This window comes from Rhodococcus sp. 2H158, from assembly GCF_053764755.1.
Map to the genome: position 1 here is coordinate 149,167 of NZ_JBSNCE010000011.1, position 12,876 is coordinate 162,042.

The window sequence follows — 12,876 nt, forward strand, 5'->3', positions numbered from 1 at the left end:
CTACTGATCCTCGACCGGCACGTCCACCCCGTACCGAAGGACGTCCCGCACGAGGGTGCTGATGCTGTCGGCGTCCGTCTTGCTCTTGATGCGAGCACGATGGACGTCGACGGTCTTCACGCTCATGCCGAGTTTCCGGGCGATGTTCTGGCTGGGTAGGCCTTCGACCACCAGGGCCAGGATCTGACGCTCGCGCGGCGTGAGGGACGAGACCTTGCTCCGGACCGATTCCCGCAAGACATGATCGGTGAAGCGGAGCCGGGCCTTCTCCACCCCGGCCTGCACGGCGTCCAGCAGCCGTTGCGGATCGTAGGGCTTTTCGAGGAAGTCCAGAGCCCCCGCCTTCAGGGTGGAGACGGACATCCGGATGTCACCGTGGGCGGAGACGAAGATGATCGCCACGTGCGGCGCGAACTCGTTGAGCTTCTCCTGCAACCGTGTCCCACTCATGCGGGGCATGCGCACGTCGAGGACGATGCAGGCCGGCCGGCTCCCGTCGTAGGCGTTCAGGAACTGCTCACCGCTGTGGCAGATCACCGGTCTGATCCCGATGCTCTCCAGCAACCAGTCGACGGATTCGCACAGTTCGAGATCGTCGTCGACCACGTACACCGTCGTCTCGGCTCGGAGGTCGTCCGCACTCTCCGCCATGGCTCTTCACCTCCGGATTCGGGAGCCAGGGCGTGCCCCTGGCTCCCGACATTGTCCCCGCCCGCCGCGCGGTGGGAACCACCTGCTCAGGCGACGTCCGCCGCGGCGTCGTCCCAGCCGGCATCGGCGGTCCAGTAGTTCATTCCCGCGGCGCTCACCTGATGCTGCCAGGCGGTGGTCCGTCGCAGGAGTGGTTCTTCCCTGCGGACCGACTCGTCGGCCGCCTCAGGGCCGTCGGCCTCCACCGTCCAGTGGACCCAGTTGACCTCACGGCCGTACTCGTCGTGGACGAACAGATCGACGTGGTGCCAACCGCGGTCGAAGGTGTCCTCGTAGCAGGTGAGGAACATCCTGTGGTGGTTGGTCGGGCGGGGTTCGAGCATGGCTGATCCTTTCACCGAGCCGAGCGAGTCATTTCACCGAGCTGAGCGAGCGGGCGGCTCAGACGGCAATCACGGGCAGTTCACGTAGGAGGGCCTCGAGCTTCTCGCCGACGTCGAGCAGCCGGTCCTCGTGCCCCGGCAGCCCCACGATCTGCAGGCCCAGCGGCAGTCCCGCGGGGGTACGGGCACCCGGTACGACCACGACCGGTAGACCGAGCAGCTGCCACGGCCGGCTGAGGATCGGAGACCCGGTTGCGGACAGGCCGAGCGGAGCCGGACCCAGCGCTGCAGGGCCGACGATGATCGGAGCGGAGTCCAGAATCTCGTCCAGCAGTTCACGAGAACGGTCCCGACGGGTCAGGGCCGCGGAATATTCGGTCCCGGGGATCCTGCGACCGTTCTCCAGCAGGTCTCGGATCGGTGCGCTCAATGCCTCCGCGTGTTCGTCGAACTCGTGTGCCCGTGCCCGGGCGGCTTCGTACGACATGACGGTGACGTGGTCCTCGGCCAAGGTCTGAACATGATCGTCCCAGTCGAGCGGTTCGGCCTTCACTCCGATCTCTTCCAGCAGGGCGGGCACATGCTCCAACAACGCCGCCATGGCGGGCTCCACGGGGTGGAGAGCACCGGCGTTCCAGACCAGGCCCCGAGCAACCGGCTCCGGAGCCCGGGCATCGGAGCGCTCGCGACCGGTGAATGCGTTGTGCACGAAGCGAAGATCGGCCACGGACCGGGTGAGCAGGCCCAGCGAGTCCAGTGACTCGCTCAGACCGGTGATGCCGGACATGTCCGTGGTGCCGTGGGCGAGGACCATGCCGGCGGCTCCGCAGTACGAGGCCGGCCGGGTCAGCGAACCCGCAGTCTGGGTGCCGAGCGCGAGGGGCACGGTCCCCGCTGCGACGGCCGCAGCAGATCCACTGGAGGACCCGCCGGGGGTGTGATCGAGGGCGTGGGGATTGCGGGTGGGCCCGGGGGTGAAGTAGCCGAACTCCGTCGTCACGGTCTTGCCCTGGACGATCGCACCGAGGGAACGCAGACGGGTCACGCAGGCGGCATCGGTGCCGACGACATCCGGAGAGGTGACTGCGGAGCCGGCACGCGTGGACATCCCGGCGACGTCGATGAGGTCCTTGACTCCGACGGACACACCGGCCAGCGGCGCAGAGCCCGGGTCCCGGTCGACGGCACGAGCCTCTGCCGCAATCGTCGACGACAGGCACACCCAGGCGTCGAGTTCCGGTTCGCGCAGCTCGATCGCTCGTCTGACCTGCGTGGCAAGGTCCTCGGCCGGCACCGACCCGGTTCGGACGACCCCGACCTGCTCCCGCAGAGACAGATCCGACGCGCGCGTGCTCATACTCCTCCTCCGGTCTCGACTCCTCCATTCTGGGCGAACAATCCGAGGGCCGACAGTAAAGGTTTCCCTCCTACCGCAGTAAGGACGCATGGAAATAGCTTCTGAACCACTGTCGACTCGCTGGCGGATTCCGCATCCGCAGCTCGCTAGGAAAGGTGGCTGCTCATGGCTTCGACCGTGGCGCCCGAAGTCTCTGTCTCCCCGGAACCCGGGGAGAAGAGGATCGACTTCCACAGGATGAACCGCAAGGCGTGGATAGTCACGGCTCTGCTCGTCCTCTTCCAGATCGTGGCCTTCGCCGACAAGGCCGTACTCGGCCTGGTGGCCTCGAAGGCCATGCCCGATCTCGGAATCTCCGCCGTGCAGTTCGGTTTCATCGGCAGCGCGTTCTTCTTCCTCTACGCGGTGGTCTCCGTGGTCACGGGTTTCCTCGCCGCCAGATTCTCGGTCAAGTGGATCATCCTCACCATGGGCGTCGTCTGGGCGGTCATGCAGTTCCCGATGCTCCTCGGTGGCGGTGCCGCGGTGCTGCTGGTGACCCGCATCGTCCTGGGCGGCGCGGAAGGTCCCGCCACGGCGATGTCCCTCACCGCGGCCCATTCGTGGTTCGAGCCGCGCCGTCGCGCCCTGCCGTCCAACCTGGTGGCCGCCGGCTCGACCCTGGGCCCGGTCATCGCCGCGCCCGCCCTCGCCTGGGTCATTGTCGCCTGGGGATGGCGCTGGGCCTTCGGCGTCCTCGGCATCGTCGGGCTCGTGTGGGTCGTCGCCTGGCTCCTGATCGCCGGTGACGGACCGTTTGCCGGGCACGGCAAGCAGACCCCCGCCGCCGACCGCACCGCCGATCGGAAGCCGGCCGATTCCGCCGACGAGGTGGCCACGAACGATGTGGACGAACAGAAGCCTGTCGTCGTATGGCGTGCCCTGCTCAGCATGACCTTCCTCGCCGCGGTGATCGGAGGCGCCTCCAACTTCTGGGTCCAGGGGTTCGTCACGACATGGTTGCCCCAGTACCTCGGCACCGTCGTCGGCCTGTCGCTTCCTCAGGTCGGCACCGTCACCACCTTTCCCTGGATCCTCGGAGCCGCCGTGTTGCTGCTGCTCGGTTTCCTCGGCCACCGGTTGATGAAGCGCGGCCACAACGCGCACCGCGCGATCGCTGTCCCGTTCGGCATCGCGGCTCTGGTGGCCGGAATCTGCTTCATCCTGGTCCAGGCGACGTCCGGTGTGCTGGCCGTCGCCCTGCTGTGCCTCGCCGCCGGCTGCAGCCTCGCGTACCCGATGACCGCCTCTGCGATCGCCTACGCGGTCGGCGCCAAGCAGCGACCGATTCTCATGGCCACGCTCGGCGGGGTGGCGTCGATCGGTGCCATCGTCTCCCCGACGCTCGTGGGCTGGCTGATGGCCCGAGCCGGTTACGTTTCTCCCGCTGCAGGAAGCGAACTGACCACCGAAATGGCGACGAACATGGCGATCGGTGTGCACCAGGCATTCACCATCACCGGCATCATCCTTCTCGTCGGCGGTCTCCTCTGCATCCTCTTCCTGCGGCCCGAGAGCCTCGGCCGGAAACTGCAGTCCAAGTACGTCAAGCACTGAACCCGGCATCTCGATGCATGCCGGAACCATCCCACCCGTCCCCGAGATCAGGAGGACCTCCATGACAGGTTTCGCGACCCCGGTCGATCAGGGGCTCTTCCGGGAAGTGATGGGGCACTACCCGACAGGTGTGGCTGTCGTGACCGGCCGCGCGGACGACGGGGAACTGCTCGCCCTGGTGGTCGGAACCTTCGGTTCGGTGTCTCTCGATCCGCCCCTCGTCTCCTTCCTGCCGATGAAGACGTCGAGGACGTTCGCCAAGATGCAGGAGTGCACTTCGCTGTGCATCAACATCGTCGGCGGCGAGCAGGAGGAACTGGTCTCCACCATCGCACGACGCTGGGAGAACAAGTTCGACGGGATCGACTGGTTCCCGTCCCCGTCGGGGGACCCCGTACTGGCGGAATCGGTGGCGTGGATCGACACCCGCATCACCGACACGGTGGAGGCGGGCGACCACTGGATCGTCCTGTGCGCTGTGGCGGACATGGCCGTCACCAACCCGGTGGCCCCGCTGATCTTCTTTCAGGGCGGTTACGGAAGTTTCGTCGGAACGTCGCTGATGGCCCGGATGGAGCATCGGATTCTGTCGGCGATTCAGGATGCGGACTGCGCACGGCCGGCCGTGAGGGACCTCGCGAACGAAATCGATTGCGAGGTAACGCTCTACACTGCCGTCGGTCAGGACGAGATGGCGACTGTTCTCTCCGCGTCGGCTCCCGGAATCGACCCGGAGGACGGGCTGGCGCAGCGAGTTCCGATCGTGCCACCCATCGGGGATTCACTCGTCTTCGATCTTCCTCCCGAGGATCAGGAGCGGTGGATCGCCAAGGCTCGCGGCGTCGAGGAGTCCGGCAGACAGCTCTACCGGGACCGTCTCGACTTCGTCCGCGAACACGGGTTCCTGCTGTCGTTCCTGCCCCGGGAGGGCGGTGCCGCATACGAAGAGCTGCGCGCCGCCACCCGCCGGTACGAGAGCGGACGGCTGACGCCGGCACAGGAACGGAGCATCCGGGAATGCGTCGTCAGGTCGGCGGTCGACTACCGGTTGCACGACCTCGACGGTGCGGAAACGTACGACATCGGTTCGGTGGTACTGCCGGTTCGCGACCGAAACGGTGACTACACGCTCACGCTGCGATTGGCGCAACTTCCTCGCCGGGCGTCCGGGACGCGGGTACGAGAATGGATCGCTCGGGCCAAGGCGGTCGTCGGCGTCCTCGAGAGCGGTACCGGCTTCGGCCGGTAACCCGTTCCCGCGGAACGGGATACACCGCGGCATCCGGTGCCACGAGGGGTACCGGTCCGTCTCCACCAGCTTGCATGTCGACCGGGTCGGCCACGGCTCGCCGGGGCCGTGGGGCGTGCGCGTGCCCTGTGCGCGTGTCCCACGGCTCCCGGATCCTGTCTGTGCGCGTCATGTCGACGGCGCTACCCGCACAGCCGCCGATCAAACTCCAAACGCTCCCCCGGCAGTGCGACGATCCCGTCCGCCGGATCGAGGCACGCGGCCTTCCGAGACAATTCCTTCCGAGACAATTCCGCCTCGTCGGTTTACCCGCCGCAGAATCGGTAACCCTGCGCCCATGGCGCACCCACCGAACGTGCTTCCGTGGCAGGTCCACGGCTCGTGGACGCCCTCGCACGTTCAGGGATCCCAGGACCCGTTGCCGTCCCTCCTCGACGGCGGGCCGTGGGCGCGGGGCTGCTGCGGGCGGTACGCGCTGTTCGACGAGGTGACGAGCGCGGCAACCCGCGGGAGGGAAGGGCCATGAAGATTGCGATGGTGTCCGAGCACGCACGCCTCCTCGCGGCCCCGGGCGACGCAGACTCCGGCGGCCGGGACGTGCACGTCGCCGAACTGTCGGCGGCGCTGGTACGGGCGGGACACGACGTCACCGTCTACACCCGTCGCGACGACCCCGACCTTCCCGAACGAGCCCGGACCGAGGAGGGGTACGAGGTGGTCCACGTCCCCGCCGGGCCCCCCACCCGCCTGCCGACGGACGAGCTCCTCCCGCGGATGGGCGAGTTCGGCACCTTCCTCGAGCGCGCATGGACGAAGGACCGGCCCGACGTCGCCCACGCCCACTTCTGGATGTCGGGCATCGCGACCCAGCTCGCCGCCCGCAACGCCCGGGTGCCCACGGTGCAGACCTTCCACACCCTGGGCGTGGTCGAGCGCCGGCACCAGGGCAGCGCGGACGCCGGCCCGTCGAGCCGGATCCGCGTCGAGCGGCTCCTGGCCCTCGGCGCGAGCCGGGTGGCCGCCACCTGCTCGGACGAGGTGTTCGAGCTCGCCACGCTGGGTCTGCCCCGCACCCGCACGTCCGTCGTGCCCTGCGGCGTGAACCTCGGGCACTTCACGCCCACCGGCCCCGAGGATCCGGCCCGCAGGGCCGGGCACCGCATCGTCACCGTGGGACCCCTCGTGCCGCGCATGGGCTTCGACGTCGCGATCCGGGCCCTGGCCCTGCTCCCCGACACGGAACTGGTGATCGCCGGCGGACCGGTGGACGGCGACCTCGCCGGCGATGCCGAGGCCGCGCGCCTGCACGCCGTCGCCGAACAGCACGGCGTGCGGGACCGGGTGCGGATGACCGGGCCTGTGCCCCGGAAGGACATGCCCGCGCTGCTGCGGTCGGCGGATGTCGTGGTGTGCACTCCCTGGTACGAACCGCTCGGCATCGTGCCGCTGGAGGCGATGGCCTGCGGGCGGCCCGTCGTCGCCACCGCCGTCGGCGGCCTGCTCGACACAGTCGTCGACGGGGTGACGGGCACGCTGGTGCCCCCGCACGCATCCGAGGCCGTCGCTGCGGCCGTGCACGGCCTGCTCACCGACGACGTCCAGCGCACCGCGTTCGGTCTCGCCGGCCACGACCGGGCAAGCACCCGCTACTCGTGGGACCGGTCCGCCGCCGACGCCGTGCGCGCCTATGAGCGGTGCGTGCCGGAACCGCGGCAGGCGGCGCGGTCCACGCGCTCCGGAGCGCGCTGAAGGGACTCCCGGGATCTTCACGGAAATTTCACAGATTCGGCCACCGGGCACAGGGCCGAGACGTTACTGTTGCGAACAAGGTTGAGAAGCAGCCGGTTCTCGTTTCGTGCAGGCGATTGCTGCACTCCCCTGTCCCCCGACCGGGCGCTGCTCCAGCAGTCGGAATCATCGCCGGAGGAACAGCCATGGTCTATCTGCGCTCCATCCTGGACGCACCGCACCGGTACTCGTCGTCGCTGCTCGACACCGCGCTGTTCGACGACTTCTCCGGCGAGGGGACCCGGGTCTGCATCGACGTCGACGAACCGCCGGGCGGTCCCGTGGTGGTGCAGGTGTCAGGGATCGTCGACGAGGCCGCCGCGCCGGTGCTGCACTCGTTCCTGCGCGAGGCCGTCCTGCGGGGTCGCGGCGTGGTATTGGACCTGTTACAGGTCACCACCGTCGAGTGCGATACCGCGGCCCTGCTCGAGCGGGCCGAGTCGCTGCTCCGCGAGCGGGGCGCGAACATCACCGTCGCCGGCGGTGCGGCGGTGCGGCGGGCGGTACGGGACGCGGGATTCGAGGACCGGATCGCGTGCTTCGACACCTTCGGTCCGGCGTTCGAGGCGGCGCACCGCGGGTGCGACCTCCGGACCGCGGCACGGCAGGTGCAGCCGTGACCGCCAATGTCGTCCTGCTGCTGTTCGTGCTGGCAGCAGGCATCGGTGGCACCGCAGCGTTGCAGGGGGCGCTGCGGCGCCGCCGCTGACTTCACACCGCGTGCGTGCGCCTTCCGGACGGCCGTGTGCGGTGCGTCGTGCGCGGGCGGGTGCTGTCCGCGCCGCGGCCGTTGGCTGAGCGTCCGCGCGTTGATAGTGTTCTGCGTCACCTACCTCGGTCGCCGAGACCTCGGGGAACGGAGAAGCGCGATGCACGACGAGCACGTCGACGTCCTGATCGTCGGCGCCGGACTCTCCGGGATCGGCGCGGCCTGCCATCTGCAGGACGAATGCCCGGACAAGAGCTACACCGTCCTCGAGGCGCGCGACGCCATCGGAGGCACCTGGGACCTGTTCCGCTACCCGGGCATCCGCTCCGACTCCGACATGTTCACCCTGGGGTACTCGTTCCAGCCCTGGACCGAACCCGAAACCTTCGCCGACGGCCCGTCCATCCGCGACTACGTCCGTCGCACCGCGCGGACCCGCGGCATCGACGAGAAGGTCCGGTTCCACCATCGTGTGGTCCGCGCCGAGTGGTCCACGCCCGAGGCCCGCTGGACCGTGACGGCCGAGCGCACCGACACCGGCGAGCGCATTCGTCTCACGTGCGGCTTCCTGTTCGTCAACTCGGGCTACTACCGCTACGACGAGGGATTCACCCCCGAGTTCCCCGGCGTCGAACGGTTCACCGGCACGCTCGTGCATCCGCAGCACTGGCCCGAGGACCTGGACTGCACCGGCAAGCGCGTTGTCGTCATCGGCAGCGGCGCCACCGCGGTGACCCTCGTCCCGGCGCTCGCGGAGTCGGCCGCACACGTGACGATGCTGCAGCGCTCCCCGAGCTACGTCATGTCACGGCCTTCGATCGACCCGGTCGCCGGTGCGCTGCTCGGCCGGGCGCCGTCGAAGATCGCCTATCCGATCGTCCGGTGGGCCAACGTGCTGGGCAGCATGGCCTTCTTCCAGTTGAGCCGGCGCCGGCCGGCTCTGGTCAAGAGGCTGCTGCGCAAGGGCGTGCTGAGCCACCTGCCCGCGGACTACGAGGTGGACGTCCATTTCCGGCCGAGGTACGACCCGTGGGACCAGCGGGTGTGTTTCGTTCCCGACGGCGACCTGTTCAAGGCCCTGCGCGAGGGTCGGGCGACGGTCGTGACCGACACGATCGGCACGTTCACGGAGAACGGAATCCGGCTCGCCTCCGGGCGGGAACTCGAGGCCGACGTGGTCGTCACCGCGACGGGACTGAACCTGCTCCTGCTCGGCGGGATGACCGTGAGCGTCGACGGCCGCGACGTGGAGATGGGAAAGACGCTGGCATACAAGGGGATGATGCTCTCCGGTGTGCCGAACCTGGCGTTCACCGTGGGATACACCAACGCGTCCTGGACATTGAAGGCCGACCTCGTCGCCGGATACGTGTGCCGCCTGCTGCGGCACATGGACGCGCGCGGGTACGCCTACTGCACCCCGACCGCCCCCGCCTCCACGACGGCCGCGTCACCGCTGGTCGATCTGGCTTCCGGGTACGTACTGCGCAGCATCGATTCGCTCCCCAAACAGGGACCCGCGGCTCCTTGGCGACTGTTCCAGAACTACGTCCGTGACCTGGTGATGATGCGCCGCGGCGGCCTCGAGGACGGCGCCATGCGCTTCTCCCGGGCAGCGGTTCCGACGGCAGAGCAGCCGGCCGCCTGAGGCACCGGTCCGGAACCTCCGAGCATCTCGAGGCCCGCTTCCGCGGATACGTATGTCCGGTATGTCCGCGTATCCGCGCCACGCCGCGCCGCGCGCGGAATCTCGCTGCCCTCCCGATCGAAAGTAGCAGCGTAGGAGGGCGGTTCGCATCCGAGCGCGACACCACCCGGATCCGCCGCATAGACTGCCGGTGGAGGAGGCGGTCGACCCTCCCCTCCCCGGCGCACAGTTCCGCAACCGCGGCAATTTCCAGGGGCGGAGAGTGACATATGCAAGTTGGTGCCCTGTTCGGCAGGTATCGCCTGGACCGTCCACTGTCGGTGGATGCGACCGGCGAGGTGTGGGCCGCGTTCGACACGATCACACATCGGCACGTCGCCGTGCGGGCGCTGCCGCCGGAGGCGACCGAGGACGACGAGTACCGCGCTCGTTTCGAACGAGAAGCCGAGATCGCAGCGCGCATCCGGAACCCGCATGTGCTCCCGATCGACGACTTCGGACAGATCGGCAGCCGGCTCTTCCTCGCAACGCCGATCATCCAGGGCACGAGCCTGCAGGCGATGCTCCGGTCCACCGGCGCGATGGTCGTACCGCGCGCGGTCGACGTCGTCGAGCAGCTGGCGTCGGCCCTCGAGGCCGTGCACGCGGCCGGACTGGTCGAACAGGAGGTGACGTCGGCGAACGTCCTCGTGCAGGACGACGGGCTGATCTACCTCACCGATGTGGGGTTCCCCCCACATCCCGGCGCGGCGTCGGGCGTCTACGGCCTGACCACCGTGCTGTACGAATGCCTCACCGGCAGGCTCTTCCAGTCGTCGAGCGGACGAGCGTTGCCACCGCAATCGTCGTCGGTGCTCTCGACTCTGCCCGCCGGTATGGTCGACGTGATCGCACGCGGAACGGCAGCCGAACCCGCGCGGCGTTATGGATCGGTGGGCGAGCTGGCCGTCGCCGCGCGCACCGCGGCAACCTCGTCACAACCCGCCGGCAGGCCCACTCCCGCGATCGTTCCGGTCGCCTGGAGCCGTCGCATCCTGGTCGCAGGTCTCGCGCTGGCGGCGATCATCGCCGTCCTCGTCGTCGGCAGCATGGCACTCGGCGCGATATCGTCCTCGTCCGAGGGCACCGACCCCGCTCCGCTCCCGATCGCGGCGCGGCCGGCCTCGCCGACACCGTCGCCACCGGCGGCACCGACCACCCCGACAGGTGCGGACGAGGTGCCGCCTGAACCGGCGGCACCTCGGACGGAAAGCCAGGCCGCCGAGGCTCCTCCGCGTCGGGAAGCGGCCCCACCGAAACCCACCCCCCGATCCGCACCGCAATCACCCCCGGCACCGGCACCGGCACCACCTGCACCGGCACCACCGCCGGCGGCTGCCGCGCCGCAGATACTGCCCTGCTACCCCGGCTACGAGCACACCCCGCCGCCGGACGGACCCTGCCTTCCGGCCGGCTCACCCCCTGCACCCGCCCCGGCACCGCCGGCGCCCGCGCCCGCGCCGCAGATCTTGCCCTGCTACCCCGGCTACGAGCACACCCCGCCGCCGGACGGACCCTGCCTTCCGGCCGGCTCACCCCCTGCACCCGCTCCGGCACCGCCGGCGCCCGCGCCCGCGCCGCAGATCTTGCCCTGCTACCCCGGCTACGAGCACACCCCGCCGCCGGACGGACCGTGCTGGGCCCCCGCGAGCCTGCGAGGCCCGGCCGGCGACGGGTGATACCGGTGAACCGTCCGCTCGCCTCGAGACCGTGCGGACGCGGCGCGTGCCGGTCTCGTGTTCGTCACGACGTCCGGGAGCCGACGAGCCGCACCTCGACGGACTTGGCCATCGGGCACCGCTCCACGGCCCGCAACGCCAGGGTGTCACGTGCGTACCGGCCCTGGACGCGCGGCAGTCGCACGTCGACCTCGGCGGAGAGGGTGAACTCCTGGTTCCCCCGATGGATGAGCTGTACGCGGGCGTCCACGGCGCACTCGCCCAGGTCGTGGTCGCCGGTCGACGCGGTGGCGATCAGGGTCTGATACACGCACGCCGCCAGTGCCGCCGCATACAGTTGCTCGGGCGTCACCGAGTCGAACCCGGACGTGTTGTCCGGCGTCGTCACGCGAAGGTCCGGCGAGTGACCCTCGATGCGCACCGAGGTGTCCTCGGCCGTCGCGGAGTACCGATACGAATTCGGCTCTGTCATCACGTGTTCCTCCGGTCCTCGAGCGGGTCGTGACCCCGGTTCACGAGAGGGGACACCCTGGGGCGGTCCCACCGGGTTCCCATCCCGCTGCCGGGGAAACCCGCGGACCGAGAATTGACATCCATCGACCCGGTGGTGTCGTGCCGCCGGTTGGGCCGAATGTCACACGCATTCAGTTCAATCGAACGCATGTGACATTCGGCCGCCGACTCCGGGTCAGAGGCGGGCGCCCGTCGTCGCCGAGAAGAAGTAGACCTCGCCCGCCTGCGGGAGCAGGTGCACCCGTTCTCCCGGACCGATCGGGACGCGTCGATCCACCCGCACCACGACCTTGCCCGACGCGCTCGACCAGTCGGCCGGCTCGGCGGCCGTCGCGTGGACGAACGATTCCGCGCCGAGCTGCTCGACGAGGTCCACCGTCAACGACAGGGTCCCGGAACGCCACGCCCCGACGGGGGTCCACGCCTCGGGCCGCACCCCGACGACGATCCGCTCGGCATCGATGTCGGCCGGCACGGCGACCCGCAGACTGCCGAGCACGGCCGCGCCGTCGCGGACGGGCGCGTCGAGCAGATTCATGCCGGGCGACCCGATGAATCCGGCGACGAAGGTGTTGACCGGGTTGTCGTACAGGTCGCGGGGCGCGGCCACCTGCTGCAGGCGGCCGCCGTCGAGGACGGCCACCCGATCCCCCATGGTCATCGCCTCCACCTGATCGTGGGTGACGTACACGGTCGTGGTGCCCAGCCGACGTTGCAGTCCCGCGATCTGCGAGCGTGTGCTGACCCGCAACTTCGCGTCGAGGTTGCTCAGCGGTTCGTCCATGCAGAACACCGCGGGCCGTCGCACGATGGCCCGGCCCATCGCCACGCGCTGCCGCTGCCCGCCCGAGAGCTTGCCCGGTTTGCGGTCGAGCAGCGGCTCGAGCTCGAGCATCCGCGCGGCTTCGAGCACCCGCGCCGACCGTTCCGCCTTGCCGACGCCGGCGTTGCGCAACGCGAAACCCATGTTCTCCGCCACCGTCATGTTCGGATACAGCGCGTAGTTCTGGAACACCATCGCCACGTCGCGTGCCTTGGGCGGCAACCCCGTCACGTCGGCTCCGCCGATGTCGATGCGGCCGTCGTCGACTGCCTCGAGCCCGGCGAGCATCCGCAGGCTCGTGGATTTCCCGCAGCCCGACGGACCGACCAGGACCAGGAACTCCCCGTCCGCGACGTCGAGGTCGAGCCGGTCCACCGACGGCCGTTCGACGCCCGGGTAGCGGTGGGTGACGGTCCGGAAACCTATGCTTGCCAAGGCTGT

General features: G+C 69.4%; 11 protein-coding genes. 6 read left to right on the plus strand and 5 right to left on the minus strand.

From position 1 onward, the window contains the following. The 3 genes from ACWPOB_RS13100 to ACWPOB_RS13110 all read right to left on the minus strand — a co-directional run bounded on the left by ACWPOB_RS13100 (nt 1) and on the right by ACWPOB_RS13110 (nt 2,391). Nucleotides 1–651 carry a response regulator transcription factor gene (locus ACWPOB_RS13100; RefSeq protein WP_100055515.1) on the minus strand — a complete coding sequence of 217 codons (651 nt, stop codon included), beginning with the start codon at nt 649–651 and terminating at the stop codon, nt 1–3. 86 nt (nt 652–737) lie between these two features. Then, entirely contained in the window at nt 738–1,034 is a 297-nt protein-coding gene (locus tag ACWPOB_RS13105; RefSeq protein WP_100055516.1) for a hypothetical protein, read from the minus strand. Between the two features lie 58 nt (nt 1,035–1,092). Continuing rightward, nucleotides 1,093–2,391 (minus strand): amidase, encoded by a 1,299-nt coding sequence (locus ACWPOB_RS13110; RefSeq protein ID WP_455401073.1) that lies wholly within the window; start codon nt 2,389–2,391, stop codon nt 1,093–1,095. Nucleotides 2,392–2,556: 165 nt separating this feature from the next. On the opposite strand from ACWPOB_RS13110, the gene ACWPOB_RS13115 reads away from it, so the two are divergent. The 6 genes from ACWPOB_RS13115 (at nt 2,557) to ACWPOB_RS13140 (ending at nt 11,099) form a co-directional block, all read left to right on the plus strand. Then, nucleotides 2,557–3,987, plus strand: coding sequence for an MFS transporter (locus ACWPOB_RS13115; protein WP_455401074.1), 1,431 nt, complete (start codon nt 2,557–2,559; stop codon nt 3,985–3,987). Between the two features lie 61 nt (nt 3,988–4,048). Further along, on the plus strand, nt 4,049–5,236 hold the full coding sequence (locus ACWPOB_RS13120; RefSeq protein ID WP_455401075.1) for a flavin reductase family protein: 1,188 nt from the start codon (nt 4,049–4,051) through the stop codon (nt 5,234–5,236). A 522-nt stretch (nt 5,237–5,758) separates the two neighbouring features. Beyond that, the gene (locus tag ACWPOB_RS13125; protein ID WP_455401076.1) at nt 5,759–6,985 is read left to right on the plus strand and encodes a glycosyltransferase; all 1,227 of its coding nucleotides are present in this window, start codon (nt 5,759–5,761) and stop codon (nt 6,983–6,985) included. A 185-nt stretch (nt 6,986–7,170) separates the two neighbouring features. Continuing rightward, nucleotides 7,171–7,644, plus strand: coding sequence for an STAS domain-containing protein (locus ACWPOB_RS13130; protein WP_455401077.1), 474 nt, complete (start codon nt 7,171–7,173; stop codon nt 7,642–7,644). Between the two features lie 249 nt (nt 7,645–7,893). After that, nucleotides 7,894–9,381 carry a flavin-containing monooxygenase gene (locus ACWPOB_RS13135; RefSeq protein ID WP_100055522.1) on the plus strand — a complete coding sequence of 496 codons (1,488 nt, stop codon included), beginning with the start codon at nt 7,894–7,896 and terminating at the stop codon, nt 9,379–9,381. Nucleotides 9,382–9,650: 269 nt separating this feature from the next. Then, nucleotides 9,651–11,099, plus strand: coding sequence for a serine/threonine-protein kinase (locus ACWPOB_RS13140; protein ID WP_455401078.1), 1,449 nt, complete (start codon nt 9,651–9,653; stop codon nt 11,097–11,099). A gap of 64 nt (nt 11,100–11,163) precedes the next feature. On the opposite strand, the gene ACWPOB_RS13145 is transcribed toward ACWPOB_RS13140, so the two are convergent. Both ACWPOB_RS13145 and ACWPOB_RS13150 read right to left on the minus strand, forming a co-directional pair. Then, nucleotides 11,164–11,571, minus strand: coding sequence for an OsmC family protein (locus ACWPOB_RS13145; protein ID WP_455401079.1), 408 nt, complete (start codon nt 11,569–11,571; stop codon nt 11,164–11,166). Nucleotides 11,572–11,787: 216 nt separating this feature from the next. Then, nucleotides 11,788–12,870, minus strand: a complete 1,083-nt coding sequence (locus ACWPOB_RS13150; protein ID WP_100058440.1) for an ABC transporter ATP-binding protein — start codon at nt 12,868–12,870, stop codon at nt 11,788–11,790. Nucleotides 12,871–12,876: the final 6 nt, after the last annotated feature.